The sequence below is a fragment of the Proteus faecis genome (genome assembly GCF_030286765.1).
Lineage (GTDB): Bacteria > Pseudomonadota > Gammaproteobacteria > Enterobacterales > Enterobacteriaceae > Proteus > Proteus faecis.
Genome location: NZ_JASVWV010000014.1, coordinates 1 through 18,142, shown reverse-complemented (window position 1 = coordinate 18,142; position 18,142 = coordinate 1). Strand labels below are relative to the sequence as shown.

Genomic DNA, 18,142 nt, shown 5'->3' with positions numbered 1-18,142 from the left:
CACATTCTCCTTATTTAGAACCAGCTTCTGCCGATTTTGAGCTTTGTGTGTCAATATCAGTTTTAACAGGTTCTGGTTTTACCACCTCGGGTTTCGTAGATTCTGGTTTTGAAGACTCTGGTTTAACTGCTGTTACAGCAGGTTGTTTTCCCTCGCCCTTTGGCTTCTCTGTTATCGATTGCGTCGAAACGGGTTTTTCCGTCGTTTTTTCAACAGCAGGTTTTTCGGTAGCAGGTTTCTCCGCATTCACTTTTTCTGTTTCCGCAGATGTTGCCGTTGCGCTATCGGTTAACGCTTCATTTTGTGATAGTGAATCGACTGAGCCACTCTGTTTTCTATTCGATAACTGCCGTTCAATTTGGGTAAGGCTCTCAAGCTTTTTCAGCGTGACATTCAGCTCATGCTGTAACGCATTATTCTCTTTTCTTAGCACATCAATTCTATTATCTGTATCTGTGGTTAAACGACGATAGCGATTCTTTTCTTCCGCTAAAGAGAGAATGAGCGTTTGGTTCTCAATCCATATCGATAATAGAACTCGCATAGAACTTGGAAATTGTAATTTATAGCTTTCTAATAACACTAATTGTGTTCGACGATCGGCAATCGTCATTCCAGCACGCTCTAATAGAATACTTTTATAAAATGCATCATCCCAACCAGTGACAATAACATTGTTTGCTTGGCGTTGTGCTTCTGTCGTCATTATGCGGTTTGTACATTCAATAGCACGTAACCAATAAAGTGCGTTATTAATGCCTTCATCATAAAATGAGCTTAATGTTTTACATTCAGCCCAACGATAATCAATCGTTTTTTGTTTAACAACAGGAATTTCTTGTTCAGGCTCTTGTGTATTAGTGAGCGACTTTGGTGTACACCCTGAAAGAACCAGTGGAAACATGATAAACAAGAAACATTGCTTCCAATTTAATGCGATTTTTCTAGTTGATGCAGGGGCCATAGATAACAATTCAATACCAAGCATCTTCTTATTTATTTTTTTATACTCATGATGAGGAGATGCTTGTTTTTGTGACCTAATTTGCATTATTTAATCTCAGAAAGTAGCGGTAATTCAATACGAAAACAGACATCAGCATAGTCAGAAGGAACAACACTTAATTCACCTTCCATTCTTTTGATACAGTCATGAGCAATACTCAAACCTAAACCACTTCCTTTAACTGCCCCTTTACGTAGCAAAGATCCTTGGAAAAAGGGTTCAAAAATCATTTTTTGTTCAGATTCAGGAATAGGGGTTCCTTTATTGGCTATATCAATAACTATTTTCTGTTCAACTTGATAACTAGAGATCCAGATATTACCTGATTCAGCACCATAGTGCACCGCATTCGAATAGAGATTGTCGATAACTCGTGATAATAGCGTCGCTTCTGCTCTACATGTAGTTAGATTAAGTGAAATAATCGTTTTAATATCTTTAGCTCTCGCGGGTAAACTGTGAGCTAATACCACATCATTTACTATATCAATCAAGTTAATTTCTTCAATTTGCTGAGGAACTTCAGAAAGTTTACGATTGTAATCAAGCAATTGTTCAATTAATAACTGTAATTGCTTACTACTATTATCAAGAATTGAAACGACTTCTTTTTGATCAAGAGTTAAAGGACCGGCAACTTCATCCGCTAATAATTCCGTACCTTCTCGCATACTGGCTAACGGTGTTTTTAACTCATGAGAGATATGACGTAAAAATTCATGTCGTTGAGATTCAAGCCATGCTAAACGTTCACTTAACCAAATAATACGCTGTGCTAATGATCGCAGTTCTCGCGGTCCTTGAAAAGTATCTAAATTATTACTGAGAGTTCGACCTTCACCTAATCGGTTGATCATCTTTTCAATCCCTTTAACAGGACCAATAATCATTCGAGTAAATAGCGCGATGAGGATCAAACTGAAAACAAAAACAATAAGACTTTGCCAACCGAAATAGCGTCCTTTCTCAGCGATTGCCATTTGGAGTTGTTCACCGCGACTAAAAATAATCTCTTTGGTTAAGACAACAATACGGTTATTGGCATAAGAGAACTGCTCTAAAGCTTGTTGCATCTCTTTAGTGGGTTCACTACTTTCACATTGAATTGATTTTAATTTTTCAAGTGAAGTATTAAGCACATCGGCTTCTTTAGAGGCAGATAGAGGAATGATGGTTTGCTGTAATGTTGAGAAGAGTTTGCTGTATTGCTGGTAGCGTTGCTGATACATATCATCATCGGTTTTATCTCTTAAAACACAATATCGGCGATAATTTCCTTCCATTTCAATCGCTAGATTTCGCATCACTTCACTACGTTCGGTATCTGCAAGGGCATTTTTATTAGTAATCGCTGCCTGATTACTTAATTGATCAAGACTTTGATAAGCCTGATAAGCAAGCACAAGTAAAGGTAATAGCACCATCCAAAATGCCATTATCACGAGCTGTCTTAAAGAACGGGGGAAAATACGCCACTTTTTCAATGAAATCATCTCAACACCTATTAGAGTAATGCGATGCTACATGACTTGATAACAAGAAAAAAGTCCGACATTAGGAAAATCAGGCAAGCGAACAAACACAAACGAGGAAATGCGACAGGCTCTAGAAGTGGGAGAGCGGAATATCTTATTGAGATATTCCGCTCGTCAATATTTCATCTCTTTTTTCTCTAAAAGAGAATGAAGGTGGTGCCTCACTCCACGTGTCGCCCTGTGTTTGATAAGGTCCGAAGACGAGTATCATGATGTTGGACGGTAGGCACCTTACTCTGGCGTCATTCCTGGCTTATGTGGTATGTTCCCACCCATTATTGTGGACCGACATAAAAAGTTGAATGAGCAACTGATTTATATAATGCACAAGGCGTGCCAACTTTTCAATAAAAAAATTAACACATTGAAAATAAATGAAAAATTAAAAAACACCTATCATGTTTTATTTATAACTCTTTTTTATCTACTCATAAAACAACCAAGCTGTCTCCATATCCAGACAGAGTTACCCCAAATTTAATAATCACTTATATTTCAATCAATTAAATGTCGCCAAAAGGCGACATTTAAAATGGTAAGTGTCGCCTTTTTTACACAATGAAAAATAATCTCTTTATTATCAATAAAATAAAGCCCCTAACAATGTAGAGGCTTTATGTGTTTATTACTAAGACAATATTACATTTGATTAATCAAATTGTTTTCTTGCATTGCGGAATAAACGCATCCAAGGGCTGTCTTCACCCCAATTATCTGGATGCCAAGAATTACTGACCGTTCTAAACACCCGTTCTGGGTGAGGCATCATAATGGTTGAACGACCATCCTTTGTCGTAACAGCGGTGATCCCTTTTACAGAGCCATTAGGATTTAATGGATATTGTTCTGTTGGATTACCGTAATGATCGACAAAACGTAATCCCACTAAATTTTGAGCTTCTAGTTGTGCTAATTGCTCTTCATTACGGAATTCAGCAAAACCTTCACCATGAGAAACAGCAATAGGCATTTGTGAACCCGCCATACCTTGTAGTAATAACGATGGACTTTCTGTCACTTTCACTAAACTAAAGCGTGCTTCAAAACGCTCAGAACGGTTACGAACAAAACGAGGCCACAAATCTGCCCCCGGAATAAGTTCTGATAATGTTGACATCATTTGACAACCATTACAGACCCCAAGGGACAAGGTATCTTGACGTTCAAAGAATTGGGCAAACTCATCGCGTAAACGAGAGTTAAATAAAATAGACTTCGCCCAACCTTCGCCCGCGCCTAATACATCACCGTAAGAGAATCCGCCACACGCCACCAATACATCAAAATCACTAAGTGAACGTCGTGAGGAATGTAAGTCACTCATATGAACGTCGATAGCATCAAAACCCGCTCTGTCAAAAGCAGCCGCCATTTCAACATGAGAGTTAACGCCTTGCTCTCTTAATACCGCGATACGAGGGCGGTTTCCTGTTGCAATATAAGGTGCAGCAATATCTTCATTTGGATCAAAGGTTAAATTCACATTTAACCCCGGATCGTTGAGATCTTGTTTTGCTTGATGCTCTTCATCTGCACACTCTGGATTATCACGTAAGCGTTGCATTTGCCATGTTGTTTCCGCCCACCAAAGACGTAAAGTACTGCGTTTTTCATTATAAACTTCAGTTTCACGACTTTGGATAATAATGGCATCATTTTCTGTTGCTTGACCTAAATAGTGTAAACAATCCGATAAGCCATATTCAGCAAATAATGCTTCTACAGCTTCTTGATGTTCTGCACTAATTTGGATCACGCCACCGAGCTCTTCATTAAAGAGTCCAGCTAAAATATCTTCATCATACGCACTGATATCAACATGTAAGCCACAATGGCCTGTAAATGCCATTTCTACAAGAGTGACAAATAATCCGCCATCAGAACGATCGTGATAAGCCAACAATTTGCGCTCATTAACCAATTGTTGCATCACATTAAAGAACTGTTTTAACTGCTCAACATCACGAAGATCAGCCGCTTTTTGGCCTAATTGACGATAAACTTGGGCTAGTGCTGTCGCGCCTAATGCGTTATGGCCATTTCCCAAATCAATCAAATACAAGCGGTTTCCTGCTTGTGTTGATAATTCAGGCGTCACAGTTTTACGCACATCTTCAACACGAGAGAATGCCGTAATCACTAAAGATAATGGAGAAGTAACCTCTTTGGTTTTTCCATCTTTATCTTGCCAGCGCGTCTTCATTGACATCGAATCTTTACCCACAGGGATCGTAATGCCTAACTCTGGACATAACTCTTCACCAATGGCTTTCACTGCATCATATAAACCCGCATCTTCACCGGGATGACCAGCTGCTGACATCCAGTTAGCCGAAAGCTTAATACGATTAAGTGCTTCTACATCACAACCCGCCATATTTGTTAGCGCTTCACCGACAGCCATACGTGCAGATGCAGCAAAATCTAACAGTGCGATAGGTGCTCGTTCACCAATAGACATCGCTTCACCATAATAGCTATCTAATGTTGCGGTGGTCACAGCGCAATTGGCAACGGGAATTTGCCAAGGCCCGACCATTTGGTCACGCGCAACCATACCCGTTACCGAGCGGTCACCAATGGTAATTAAGAAAGTTTTTTCAGCAACTGCGGGTAAATGAAGAACACGATAAACAGCATCTTTTAAATCGATATCTTTACGAGAAAGATACTCACCTTCTGTTTTAAGTGATTTTACATCACGCAACATTTTAGGTGCTTTGCCTAATAATATGTCTAATGGCATATCAATCGGTTTATTATCAAAGTGTGTGTCATTGAGCACTAATTCACGTTCTTGTGTTGCTTCACCGATCACCGCATAAGGTGCTCTTTCACGCTGACATAACGCATCAAACAGAGGCATTTTCTCAGGTGATACTGCCAATACATAACGCTCTTGAGATTCATTACACCAGATCTCAAGTGGGCTCATACCCGGTTCATCATTAAGAACATTGCGTAATTCAAAACGACCACCACGACCACCATCATTGACTAATTCAGGCATTGCATTTGAAAGGCCACCAGCACCAACGTCATGAATAAATAAGATTGGATTATCGTCACCTAATTGCCAACAACGGTCGATAACTTCTTGGCAGCGACGTTCCATTTCTGGGTTATCACGCTGAACAGAGGCGAAATCTAAATCTGCATCTGATTGGCCTGATGTCATAGAAGAAGCCGCACCACCACCAAGTCCAATGTTCATAGATGGTCCACCAAGTACAATCAGCTTAGCACCAACGGTAATTTCACCTTTTTGTACGTGGTCTTCGCGAATATTACCAATCCCCCCTGCTAACATGATTGGTTTATGGTAACCGCGAATTTCAACACCATTATGGCTATTAACTTGTTCTTCATAGGTTCTGAAATAGCCAAGTAATGCTGGACGACCAAATTCATTATTAAATGCTGCACCACCTAATGGACCTTCGGTCATAATATCTAATGCATTAACAATACGCTCTGGTTTGCCAAAATCTTCTTCCCAAGGCTGTTCAAACCCAGGAATTCGTAAGTTAGAAACCGAAAATCCAACTAGACCAGCTTTAGGTTTTGCACCACGTCCAGTTGCACCTTCATCTCGAATTTCACCGCCCGACCCCGTTGCTGCCCCCGGCCAAGGCGAAATCGCCGTTGGGTGGTTATGTGTTTCCACTTTCATCAAGATATGTACAGGTTCTTGGTGATAGTGATAATGCCCTTTTTCTGTATCAGGATAAAAGCGTCCAGCCACAGAACCTTCCATTACAGCTGCATTATCCTTATAAGCTGACATAACATAATCAGGCGTTTGCTCAAACGTATTTTTAATCATTTTAAATAATGATTTATCTTGAGCTTTACCATCAATTATCCAATCAGCATTAAATATTTTATGGCGACAATGTTCAGAGTTGGCTTGGGCAAACATATAAAGCTCAACATCTGTTGGATTACGTTGTAAGCGGTTGAAAGCATCGACTAGGTAATCAACTTCATCATCTGCCAGCGCTAATCCCATTTCGATATTAGCTTTTACCAATGCATCTTTGCCTTTTGCAAGAACATCAATAGTTTTTAGTGGTGCTGGCGTTTGCTCAGCAAAAAGTGCATTTACATCTTGATAATTTAAGAAAATGGTTTCCATCATTCGATCATGAATAAAACCATAAAGTTGTTGCCACTGAGTGTCTGTCATCGTACCGCACTCAATAAAGTAAGCGATACCACGTTCAATTCGGACAACCTTGGCTAAACCACAGTTATGTGCAATATCTGTCGCTTTAGAAGACCAAGGTGAAATGGTTCCTGGGCGAGGCGTAACCACTCGCATTTCCCCAACAGGCTCATGTTCTGTTAATGAAGGCCCATAATGCAGTAGTTGACGTAATTTAATTTGGTCATCTTCAGATAACTGCCCTTCCACTTTCGCGAAATGGACAAATTCCGCATATATACCTTGTACAGGAAGAGCATTTTCCTGACATAGAGTGAGTAATTTATTAATACGAAACGCGGATAAAGCGGGGGAGCCACGCAGGATTTCCATAGTATTGAGTTCTCTCTTTTAGCAGCTAGCCTGATCAATCATTCAGGGGAAACGCGCCTAGTATAATAGAATAACCGCTCAGACGAAACCGTTTGCGTGAACAAAATAACGGCATTTAACTTAGAGTGTTTTAATGATTAATTGGTGTAATCAAGTTGCGTCTTGCCAATATGTTAAGCAAAATGCTCGATTACTGGAAATTTATCCATGTTAAAATGACGATTTTACACACAACAATAAACAACGTTAACGAGAACCAACCTATTGAATAATATAAGGATAAACTATTTCGTTATCGTTATCATAGCGCTCTTTTCAGCGGCTATTATCGCGTTGAATATTACATGGCCAGATAGGCAAAAAGCGCAGATAAATAAGATTTTATCTCGTGGTGAGTTAAGAATTAGTACGATACCTTCACCATTGATAACGATGAACGATAAAAAGGACCCCGTAGGTTTCGATTATGAATTAGTTAAACGCTTTGCAGATTACCTAGGCGTGAAACTTGTCGTTAATATGCGGACAAATATCAACCAAATGTTTGATGATCTGGAGAATAATAAAGCTGACTTTATCGCCGCCGGATTACTTTATAATAAAGAGAGATTAGAGACGACACGCAGTGGACCTGCTTATTTTTCAGTTTCTCAACAACTCATTTACCGTAAAGGGACATTAAGACCACGTAGCTTTGATACGTTAGATGGGCGCCTTGTTGTCACTGCAGGCTCTGCTCATGCAAGTTTATTGCGAACATTAAAAGAGACGCAATATCCCGAACTTGAATGGGAAGAATCAGATAATCAGACGACATCACAACTGCTAGAAGCATTATCTGAAGGCAAAATAACTTATGTGTTAGCGGACTCAATCAGTGTTGCAGTACAACAACGCATTCATCCTAATGTTGCTGTAGGGTTTGAAGTCACTGAAAGTCGACCATTAACATGGTATTTGCCGGATGGTGAAGATAATAGCTTATATGCGGCAATGCTTGATTACTTTAATCAATTATCTCAAGACGATGTGTTAGCAAGACTTGAAGAAAAGTATTTTGGTCATGTGGGTTCGTTTGATTACTTCGATACTATCTCTTTTATTACAGCGATAGATTCTGTTTTACCAAACTATCAGCCCCTTTTTGAAAAGTATGCAGATACTTTCGATTGGCGGTTATTGGCCGCTATGGCATGGCAAGAATCACATTGGGATCCTCATGCTACATCACCAACTGGAGTGAGAGGATTGATGATGTTAACTCGTCCCACGGCATCAAGTATGGGCGTTACTGATAGGCTTGATCCTGAAGAGAGTATTCGAGGAGGAGCGCAATATCTTCAGCACCTCCTTTCGCGTTTACCCGATTCTATTCCTGAAGATGAAAAAATTTGGTTTGCATTAGCAGCATATAATATAGGATTTGGCCATATGCTTGATGCCAGAAGACTTACTGAGCAGCAAAATGCCGATCCTGACAGTTGGCTAGATGTAAAATCAAGACTACCTCTACTTAGCCAAAAGAAATATTATGAAAATCTCCCTTATGGCTATGCCAGAGGCCATGAGGCTTATCGCTATGTTGAAAACATTCGACGATACCAACTCAGCCTTGTTGGTTACCTTCAAGCCAAAGAGAGCAAAAATAAAATATTATCTAAAGATAAAGAAGATGATGGAGATGATGAAAAACAAGGAAGATCACCATTGACTCAAGATATGGCTTATCAATAATTTTTGTACTTAAAAACAGCCAATTAAACAACATAGCCTCTTTTATAGAGGCTTATTTATTTCATTTCTACTATTGAAAAGCTCCCCCTGCCATTGAAGCCTCCTAAATTAATATTTTCTTAATATTAAAAATTGTTACATTTTTTTATGTCTTTTTTTCCCAAAAATAGGGAAAACTCATGTGTTAAAAAATGTAACACTCATTAGTAAAAACACTCACCTGATGAGTAAATTGTACTTTAAATAATCTAAATAGTCATTTTAAGACTATCAGAATAGGTGAAATATAAGAAAAAATTAACTTAAGTACGTAGGAATTATCTCATTAGTTATTATTCATTTTATGATTATTATTTTGTTAAAAACTTTTTTCTCGTTAAAAATTAACTGAGCAACCTCTTTATTAACATATAACCTATTGAATTATATATATTATGATAATCTATAATTGTTTTTATTAATTTTCTTAACCTAATGTTAATAACATTACTTTTTGTAAAGTTAAGACAATGTTAATTATATTGTCTATTAAATTTATCTGCCTGATAAACTTTTTAACCCACAAAGTGAGTAATAAAAACAATAAACCTATACAAAACTCTATTAATATGGAATAGGCAAGATTAAATATGAAAATTGAGGAAATCAACAAAACGTTATATCAAACAGAGCGCCTTTGTTGATATCATATAAACCAGTCATTATTCGAAATAATTCGAAATATAATGCAAATCAATTTTTTATATTCCGATATTAATATTATTTTCTACAAGTAATAATACGCACGATCTTCAAGGGATTATTTATAATGAAACTGAGTAAAATTGCTTTAGCTGCTGCTTTAGTATTTGGTATTAATTCTGTTGCAACTGCTGAAACTCCTGCACCAAAAATTGGCTCAACTAAAGGCGAAATTCAATTAAAAGGTGAAATTGTTAATTCAGCTTGTGGATTAGCAGCTTCTTCAAGTCCTGTTATTGTTGATTTCAGTGAAATCCCAACTTCTGCATTAGCAAATATGCAGAAAGCGGGTAACGTTAAAAAAGATATCGAATTACAAGACTGTGATACTACCGTAGCAAAAACAGCTACTGTTAGCTATACACCAAGCGTTGTTAATGCAACAAATAAAGACTTAGCTTCTTTCGTATCTGGCTCAGCTTCTGGCGCAGGTATCGGTTTAATGGATGCTGGCAGCAAATCAGTAAAATGGAACACAGCAACAACACCTGTACAATTAGTTAATGGTGTTTCTAAAATCCCATTTGTTGCTTACGTTCAAGCTGAATCAGCTGAAGCGACTGTAACGCCTGGTGAATTCCAAGCCGTTATCAACTTCCAAGTTGATTATCAGTAATCGTTTTATTTATTTAAATTAATTAAATAATAAATTAGTTACTGCATTAACGCAGGGGATTTCCTCTGCGTTAAATTCGATAAAACACTTCAATTTAATAAGAATAAAATAAAAATTAATTAAATAAATATTCATTATTTAATTAGTTTTTATTTAATTAATAATTAGGCGTTTATTCATGTTAATTTCTTTTTTTCACAGCACAATATGGAAAAACATTTGTGCCATTTTGCTATTGTGCTTAGCGTTTGTCGCTCAAGCCGAGCAAGATGATTCTGTGGAATTTAACATTCATATGCTAGATGCCGAAGACAGAGATAATGTCGATTTATCTCGTTTTGCAACCTCTAATTACATCATTCCGGGTATCTACTACTTAGATATCCGTATAAATGGTCGTGATTTCCCTCGCCAAAACATTAATTACGTTGAAGTTAAACCCAATTACTCCATCGCTTGTATTGACCCTACTCTTCTAAAAAAATTAACAGTTAACGAAGAAAATCAAAAATTTATCGAAGAAATCTCACCAGATTGTTTCGATATTAGTCAATTACCGGGTATCTCTATCAAAAATGATGGTGGTGTTCTCGATATTGTTATACCTCGCTCATTAATGAAATATGAAGATACGGATTGGACACCACCTGAATTGTGGGATCCGGGTGTATCAGGGCTATTAGTTGACTATACCTTAACAGGGACATCGACGCGTCCGAATAAAGGCAATAATAACAACTCATTGACAGGATATGGCCAAGCTGGGATTAACCTTGGCGAATGGCGATTACGTGCTGAATATCAAGGAAACTATTCATCTGAATATTCATCAAATAATAGCTTTGATTGGAATCAGATTTACGCATATAAACCATTACCAAATCAAGCAGCAAAATTAACGCTTGGTGAAACTTATTTAAACTCTCAAGTTTTTGATAGTTTTCGTTTTACAGGCGCTAATATACAAAGTGATGAAAGAATGTTGCCTCCTTCTTTGCAAGGTTATGCACCTGAAATTCATGGTATAGCAAACACTAATGCCAAAGTAACTGTAACGCAAAATGGTCGCTTAATTTATGAAACCACTGTACCTGCGGGCCCTTTTGCTATTAAACATTTACAAGATACTGTACAAGGTCAATTAAATGTCAGAGTTGAAGAGCAAAACGGTAAAGTAAACGAATTCCAAGTACAAACCGCCAATCTACCTTATATGACTCGCCCCGGTTCAGTACGCTATAACACATCAATGGGTCAGTCATCACTCAATAACCATAAAATGCAAGGCCCTGTTTTTTATCAAGGCGATTTTTCATGGGGGATGAACAACACATGGTCACTGTATGGCGGAGTTTTATTAACGGCTAAAGATTACAATGCGTGGTCATTAGGTTTAGGTCACGATATGGGGCGTTTAGGTACTCTTTCAGGTGATATTACTCAATCTTATAGCAAAACCTATGATAATGAGAATATCGACGGGATGTCATTTAAACTGAACTACGCTAAAACATTCGATGAGTACCATAGTACGATTACTTTTGCTGGCTATCGTTTTTCAGAGAAAACATTCCGATCTTTCTCTCAATATATAGATGAACGTTACAACAGCATTAATAACAATGGTTATGAAAAAGAGATGTATACCATTACAGGTAACAAAACTTTTTGGGCTGATGATATTGAAAAATCGACAACACTTTATCTATCTTATCGACACCAAAACTATTGGGATAAAAATACACAAGAACAATATGGTGTTACGGTAAGTCGCAATTTTTCTATTATGGGTATAGAGCAGATTAATACCAACTTATCAGCATTTCGCACTCAGCATAAAGGAAATACTGATGACAGTATTTCTTTCAATATTTCAGTTCCATTGGGTAGTGGCAGAAGCATTGGTTATAGCTTGCAAGACAGTAATGGCAAAGTGAACCAAATGGCCTCTTATTCTGATAATAGTAATTATAATAATCTATGGCGTGTCCGAGCAGGTTTAAGCTCAGATAATAAAGCAAATACTGATGGTTATTATCAACACCGCTCCCAATATGCAGAAATTAACGCCAATGCAAGTTATCAGCAAGATAATTATGTTGCACTGGGTGCAACTGTTAAAGGTGGGTTTACTGCAACGCGTCATGGTGCTGCATTGCATAGTAGTAGCATGACATCGAGTACTGCTCGCATGATGGTTGATACAGATGGCGTTGCAGGTGTGCCATTTAATAATCAAAGCACAACAACAAACCTATTTGGTATAGGGGTATTAACTGACTTAACCAGTTATAACAATGTTGATGCTCGTATTGATGTTGATAAAATGGATTCAGATATTGAAACACACAAAGCCATTAGTTCTGCGACTTTAACTGAAGGTGCGATTGGCTACTATAAATTCCCTGTTCGCCAAGGTGAACGCCTAATGGCTATCTTACGAACTGTCGATCAAGCATACCCACCATTTGGTGCCGAAATCACCAATAAAAATGGTCAAAATATGGGAATGGTGATGGAAGATGGTTTAGTTTATATCGCCGGTGTTAACCTTAATGAATCATTAAACGTGATTTGGGGTGGTAAAACCCAGTGTACGATTACAATTCCAGCCGTAATTAACGATCCACTAAAACGTGAATCATTATTATGTCAGGGACTTTAATGAACAAAATGAATTACTAGAGATAATTGTATGAACTCATTCAACACACTCAAAACGCTTTTTTGTGGCTCATTAATTGCGCTCAGCATAATGAGTACGGCCCAAGCAGGCGTATCATTAGATAGAACTCGCGTTGTGCTTATGGGTAACGAAAACTCAGCGAGTGTAAACCTAAAAAATACGAGCCCTGATATTCCTTTTTTAGCACAATCATGGGTTGAAAATGAACACGGACAAAAAATCGCCTCTCCTTTAGTAGCGTTACCCCCTTTACAACGTCTTGATGGAGACCAAAAAGGTGTTGTCAGAATTACCAAAACAGCAGAAATTGGACTTTTGCCACAAGATAGAGAATCGCTGTTCTATTTAAATGTACGCGAAATTCCCCCCGCTCCCAAACAAGCTAACGTATTGCAAATGGCGATGCAGTCTCGCATTAAATTATTCTACCGCCCAACAGCTATTATTCCTGAAAAGCCAGGCATGATTTGGCAAGACCAATTAGTGTTTAAAAAACAAGGTAATCAATTTATTGCCGAAAACCCGACACCTTACTACATCACGATTATTGGGCTTTCTAATAAATTGAATGGTGAAGATAGCGACAAATTGACCACTTTCCCTGGTTTAATGGTTGCACCTAAATCATCACTAGAAATTCCAGTTAAAACCAGTAACGTCAATCAATTTTACATGATGTATGTAAATGATTACGGTGGGCATCCAGAATTAAAATTTGTTTGCCAACAAAATAGCTGTAAAGCAGCACCAAAAGACCAACAACCAAAATATTAATTAACTTGACGCCAGTAGGAATAAAATGAAATTAACAACAGCAAATTTTTATTTCAATACGCTAAAATTACTTTTTACTGGCGCAATGTTATGTACTCCAATTATTGCATCTGCCTATATTCATGGTGAGGTTCGCACGGTTGGAGGCCCTAATATTTTTAGAGTTGAGTTAAATAACGCAACATTTCCTAATAACCGCCCGGGCGAAACCGCCACAGTCAATTTTTCTTTACCCGACAGATATTTAGCGACAGTTTATTGTCCTAAAGATCCCTTAGTTCCGAATTCTCGTACCTATTTTATGGCCAATTCCGACTTGCGCTATTTAGGTAATAATTACTATGAACTTAATGAATACGTCGATGTTAAGATCAAGTTTTCCATTTGGGGGCCAGATTCACTACCGACCGTTCCTTTTATTGAAAAGCCTAACAATCGAAATGGGCAACAAGGTTGCCGTGTTCCTGAATCACCCAAACCTAACATGTCATCAGGAAGTAGTGGTGTATTAGTATTTCGCTTAAAAAAACCCATTATTAATGGAGTTTCATTAACAGGACAAGCTGTCGCCCAAATGTATGCACGTGTAGGTAATGGCTTATACCAAGAATATGGCCCTGAGCCAATTTCAAAATTAGTGATTAATTCAGGAATATTAACCACGGAAGATAAATGTACATTTAATAATGGATCTCCAATTACCTTTGATTTTGGCAATGTTGGTAATACTTCTGACTATTTAAATGGTCAGAATTATAAGATCACACGCAATATTCCAATTAAGTGTGAAGGGGGTAGTTTTACTAATCCTAACAGTCGAATTATGTTTAAAATTCAAACAGGAAGTTCAGGTATCGCTAGTTTTAATCCTAATTATCTTGGTACAACAGGACCTGTAGATAGAACAAATCTGGGGATTGTTTTAAGAGATAAATCAGGAACGATTGTGCCACCTAATCAATACTTTTCTGTCGGGAAATTAAATAATTTTACAGGAAACTGGGAAGTTACTGCGGCTCCCATTGCAAAAACAGGTAGCAAAATTACAGAAGGCGAGTTTTCAGCACATGCCACATTAGTTGCGGAGTTTATGTAATGAGAAACCCAATAATAACATCTACTATTTCTGTTTTATTATTACTGTCACCCTCAGCCTTTGCCGTGACAGAGCTTATTGGTGGCGATATGGAGTTTAAAGGTGTTGTGGTTGCACATGGTTGTACTATCGTTGCTGGTGATGAAAATAAGGTAGTTGATTTCAAACAGATATCGGCTAAAGATCTCTATACTTTTCAAAAAAGTGAACCTGTTTCTTTTAGTATTAGCTTAGAAAATTGCAGTCAGGATATTTATAAAAGCGTCACGATCACACTAGATGGTAAAGAGCATCCAACAATGCCCAATCACCTTGCTGTTGTCGGCACAGGATCTGAAGATCCTAAAAGTATCGGAATTGTTTTTACCGATCTTCAACGCAATGTTATTCAATTAAAAAAACCGAGCTCAACTCAACTTCTTAATAATAAACGAATTCAGTTTAATTTTATGACATATGTTGAAGCATCACCCTCTGCGCTGAAAAACCAAACATTACTAACAGGCCCTTTCCAAGCACAAGCAACGTATACCCTTAATTATCAGTAAACAGGTATTATTCTTTTATTGCTGGTTCTATATTAATTACAACTGGGCTGTTTTTTTGCTTTTTAAGTTGTTTCTTCTCAGCCCTTCTCATTTTAAAGAATTGACTTAAAAGCTGTGAACACTCTTCACCTAATACACCTGATGTTATCTCAACTTTATGGTTCATTCCGGGGTGCTGTAAAATATCAATAAATGAGCCAGCCGCACCTGTTTTTAAATCTGAGGCGCCATAAACCACACGTTTTACCCTACTATGCACAATCGCTCCGGCACACATCACACAAGGTTCTAAGGTAATATAAAGCGTCGCATCAAGTAGACGATAATTTTGTAAATGCTTTCCCCCCTTACGTAATGCCATAATCTCAGCATGTGCAGTAGGGTCGTTATCAATAATTGAATGATTCCATCCTTTAGCAATGATTTTATTATCAACAACTAATACTGCACCCACCGGTATTTCACCGATTTCTTGTGCTTTTTGCGCTTGCTCAATTGCTTTATGCATCCAATAAATATCATCTTTAACTTTATTCACAAGGATATCTCTTCATTATCATATAGCAACATATTGTACCCTGTTTTCTATTGATAACTAAAGAGATTGTCTTGGATTGTTTATGATAAAAATAGTAGATAAAACTTTAATTTACGCGCGATTCTGTAGCTAATTTGATGGCTAAAGCGCCTAAGATTGTTGCCATAAACCAACGTTGAACGAGTGCCCAACGAGGCCTTTGTATGAAAAATCCAGCAATAGAGCCCGCGGCAATAACAATCAATGCATTTACGGCGATACTAATAATAATTTGGATACTGCCTAACACTAATGACTGATTTAAAATGCTGCCATTTTGAATACTAATAAATTGAGGTAACAGTGATAAGTACATTAATGCAATTTTAGGATTGAGCAGATTCGTGATAAATCCCATCACAAAGAGCTTTGTCGTATTACCTGAAAGTAATTTTTTGGGGTGAAAAATAGAACGTCCACCGGGCTTAATTGATTGCCAAGCAATATATAAAAGGTAAATAGCACCACAAATTTTTAATGTGTCGTAAGCATAAGGTACAGCCATGAAAATAGCGGTAATACCAAATGCAGCTAATAACATATAAAAAACATATCCAACAGCCACACCTATTAGTGAAATAAATCCCGCTTTTTTTCCTTGAGCGATTGAACGTGAAATCAGGTAAATCATATTAGGACCAGGTGTTAGCACTAACCCCAAGGATAAAAGTGCAAACGTCCACATATTAAACAGTGTTGGCATAATATACCCCTTTTCCTGATGTTATTACGTTATTTAACATCAATAACAAGACATTAGACGTGCGAGGTGCCACAAAACACATTATTGTTATACAAACTTATTTAGACCCCACCTTTTATTTGACATAGTAGAGATAAGATTTTGTTGCTTAGAAAGAAGGGGGAATTTTCGATCTTTTACCCTCATATATTTAGCGAAAAACGCCGTAAACCCTCGCCCAATGCGGGCGGGGATATAAGGCGAAAAGCCCGCAGGGCTTTAAAAATCAATCAGACGTTGACTGACTCTGAACGTAGGCTCTGAGCGTTTCAATCGTTGCCCCTCCGGTGCTACAGACAAAGTACGATCTCGACCACAAAAGCCCCGTTTTACTTTGCATCCGTAAATGTGTGTTTTGCTGCCGGAGCAGGCGCGACGATACTGATTTCAGATTGTTGACCATCACACTGACTGCCAGTTTTGGCGGGTAAGCAACCAGCAGATGCACATGGTCAGGCTCTCCGTCCATCTCAATAATTTCGCATTCAAGTTTTGCTGCAGCGGAGCCAAATGCGTCACGCAGTTGAGCGATCATCTGTCCGTCAAATAGCTTGCGTCGATACTTTGTCGTAAAGATCAGATGCACGACCAGTTTACTGACACTGTGCCGCTTGCGGAGGGATCCCTCCAGTAAATCATCATGATTACTCAATTGATATATTCACCTAACATGTTAAAATAAAAACATTATATCAATGAGCGCTGATTATGTTAAGAGCAACAAAAGTACGCATCTACCCGACACCAGAACAGACTGAATATCTCAATGCTCAGTTTGGTGCGGTTCGTTTCGCGTACAACAAAGCTCTGCATATCAAGAAACACGTTTACCAGCGGCACGGCGTAAATTTAAACCCGCGTAAAGACCTCAAGCCACTGCTTGCAGTGGCGAAAAAATCCCACAGATATGGATGGCTTAAAGAATATGATTCTATTGCGTTGCAGCAGGCGGTGATTAACCTTGACGTGGCTTTCTCCAACTTTTTCAATCCGAAATTGAAAGCCCGTTTTCCCACGTTTAAAAGTAAGCACGGGAAACAATCTAGCTATCATTGTGTCGGAATCAAAGTCATTGATGGCGCGATAAAAATCCCGAAAATCGCACCGATTGAAGCGCGTTTACATCGTGAAATTACGGGAACGCTGAAAAGTATCACACTGAGCCGCAGCACAACCGGTAAATACTACGCCTCGCTACTCTGTGACGACGGAATGGAAGCACCAGAGAAGCCGGCACTGATATCAAACGTAACGGGGCTGGATATGGGGCTGACGCATTTTGCCATCAAATCTGATGGCTATAAAATTGCCAATCCGCGCCCCCTCATCAACGCCAGCCACAATCTGCGCCGCAAGCAAAAAGCCCTTTCCCGTAAGAAAAAGGGAAGCACTAACAGACGTAAAGCCCGAATACAACTCGCGGCAGTTCACGAACGGGTAGCCAATGCCCGTGCCGATTTCCAGCACAAGTTATCTCGTGCAATTGTTGACGAAAACCAAGCGGTAATTGTCGAGACGCTGAAAGCGGCTAATATGATGAAAAACCA

The 18,142-nt window shown here is 38.3% G+C and carries 13 protein-coding genes; 7 read left to right on the top strand and 6 right to left on the bottom strand.

Annotated elements, in window-relative coordinates:
* Positions 1–10: 10 nt before the first annotated feature.
* From qseG to purL, 3 genes are all read right to left on the bottom strand, one after another.
* A complete protein-coding gene (qseG, locus tag QSH13_RS15370) occupies positions 11–1,051 on the bottom strand; it encodes a two-component system QseEF-associated lipoprotein QseG (RefSeq protein ID WP_228407169.1) in 1,041 nt (346 codons plus the stop codon).
* The gene (locus QSH13_RS15365; RefSeq protein ID WP_162556475.1) at positions 1,051–2,499 is read right to left on the bottom strand and encodes a sensor histidine kinase; all 1,449 of its coding nucleotides are present in this window, start codon (positions 2,497–2,499) and stop codon (positions 1,051–1,053) included. The genes qseG and QSH13_RS15365 overlap by 1 nt, the downstream gene beginning before the upstream one ends.
* A 691-nt stretch (positions 2,500–3,190) precedes the next feature.
* Positions 3,191–7,081, bottom strand: coding sequence for a phosphoribosylformylglycinamidine synthase (purL, locus tag QSH13_RS15360; protein WP_286039348.1), 3,891 nt, complete (start codon positions 7,079–7,081; stop codon positions 3,191–3,193).
* Between the two features lie 264 nt (positions 7,082–7,345).
* Here purL and mltF point away from each other — a divergent pair, with 264 nt between their 5' ends.
* The 6 genes from mltF to QSH13_RS15330 all read left to right on the top strand — a co-directional run bounded on the left by mltF (position 7,346) and on the right by QSH13_RS15330 (position 15,276).
* A complete protein-coding gene (gene mltF, locus QSH13_RS15355; protein WP_109396374.1) occupies positions 7,346–8,815 on the top strand; it encodes a membrane-bound lytic murein transglycosylase MltF in 1,470 nt (489 codons plus the stop codon).
* A gap of 808 nt (positions 8,816–9,623) precedes the next feature.
* Entirely contained in the window at positions 9,624–10,172 is a 549-nt protein-coding gene (locus tag QSH13_RS15350) for a fimbrial protein (RefSeq protein ID WP_109396373.1), read from the top strand.
* Between the two features lie 178 nt (positions 10,173–10,350).
* Entirely contained in the window at positions 10,351–12,837 is a 2,487-nt protein-coding gene (locus QSH13_RS15345) for a fimbria/pilus outer membrane usher protein (RefSeq protein ID WP_109396372.1), read from the top strand.
* Positions 12,838–12,867: 30 nt separating this feature from the next.
* Positions 12,868–13,632: a fimbrial biogenesis chaperone gene (locus QSH13_RS15340; RefSeq protein ID WP_109396371.1), complete on the top strand. Its 765-nt coding sequence runs from the start codon at positions 12,868–12,870 to the stop codon at positions 13,630–13,632.
* A 25-nt stretch (positions 13,633–13,657) separates the two neighbouring features.
* Positions 13,658–14,728: a fimbrial protein gene (locus QSH13_RS15335; RefSeq protein ID WP_109396370.1), complete on the top strand. Its 1,071-nt coding sequence runs from the start codon at positions 13,658–13,660 to the stop codon at positions 14,726–14,728.
* On the top strand, positions 14,728–15,276 hold the full coding sequence (locus QSH13_RS15330) for a fimbrial protein (RefSeq protein WP_109396369.1): 549 nt from the start codon (positions 14,728–14,730) through the stop codon (positions 15,274–15,276). Before QSH13_RS15335 ends, QSH13_RS15330 begins: the two co-directional genes overlap by 1 nt.
* Positions 15,277–15,283: 7 nt before the next feature.
* On the opposite strand, the gene tadA is transcribed toward QSH13_RS15330, so the two are convergent.
* The 3 genes from tadA to tnpA all read right to left on the bottom strand — a co-directional run bounded on the left by tadA (position 15,284) and on the right by tnpA (position 17,247).
* Positions 15,284–15,814 carry a tRNA adenosine(34) deaminase TadA gene (gene tadA, locus QSH13_RS15325; protein WP_109396368.1) on the bottom strand — a complete coding sequence of 177 codons (531 nt, stop codon included), beginning with the start codon at positions 15,812–15,814 and terminating at the stop codon, positions 15,284–15,286.
* Between the two features lie 106 nt (positions 15,815–15,920).
* A complete protein-coding gene (locus tag QSH13_RS15320) occupies positions 15,921–16,556 on the bottom strand; it encodes a LysE family translocator (protein WP_196544217.1) in 636 nt (211 codons plus the stop codon).
* Between the two features lie 265 nt (positions 16,557–16,821).
* Entirely contained in the window at positions 16,822–17,247 is a 426-nt protein-coding gene (tnpA, locus tag QSH13_RS15315) for an IS200/IS605 family transposase (RefSeq protein ID WP_109407129.1), read from the bottom strand.
* Positions 17,248–17,303: 56 nt separating this feature from the next.
* Here tnpA and QSH13_RS15310 point away from each other — a divergent pair.
* A partial coding sequence (locus QSH13_RS15310; protein WP_109407128.1) for an RNA-guided endonuclease InsQ/TnpB family protein occupies positions 17,304–18,142 on the top strand: 839 nt, incomplete at its 3' end.

Bases quoted from the DNA above. Each gene is read 5' to 3' on its own strand.
- qseG (WP_228407169.1), bottom strand. From the start codon at position 1,051: ATGCAAATTAGGTCACAAAAACAAGCATCTCCTCATCATGAGTATAAA.
- QSH13_RS15365 (WP_162556475.1), bottom strand. From the start codon at position 2,499: ATGATTTCATTGAAAAAGTGGCGTATTTTCCCCCGTTCTTTAAGACAG.
- purL (WP_286039348.1), bottom strand. From the start codon at position 7,081: ATGGAAATCCTGCGTGGCTCCCCCGCTTTATCCGCGTTTCGTATTAAT.
- QSH13_RS15350 (WP_109396373.1), top strand. From the start codon at position 9,624: ATGAAACTGAGTAAAATTGCTTTAGCTGCTGCTTTAGTATTTGGTATT.
- QSH13_RS15345 (WP_109396372.1), top strand. From the start codon at position 10,351: ATGTTAATTTCTTTTTTTCACAGCACAATATGGAAAAACATTTGTGCC.
- QSH13_RS15340 (WP_109396371.1), top strand. From the start codon at position 12,868: ATGAACTCATTCAACACACTCAAAACGCTTTTTTGTGGCTCATTAATT.
- QSH13_RS15335 (WP_109396370.1), top strand. From the start codon at position 13,658: ATGAAATTAACAACAGCAAATTTTTATTTCAATACGCTAAAATTACTT.
- QSH13_RS15330 (WP_109396369.1), top strand. From the start codon at position 14,728: ATGAGAAACCCAATAATAACATCTACTATTTCTGTTTTATTATTACTG.
- QSH13_RS15320 (WP_196544217.1), bottom strand. From the start codon at position 16,556: ATGCCAACACTGTTTAATATGTGGACGTTTGCACTTTTATCCTTGGGG.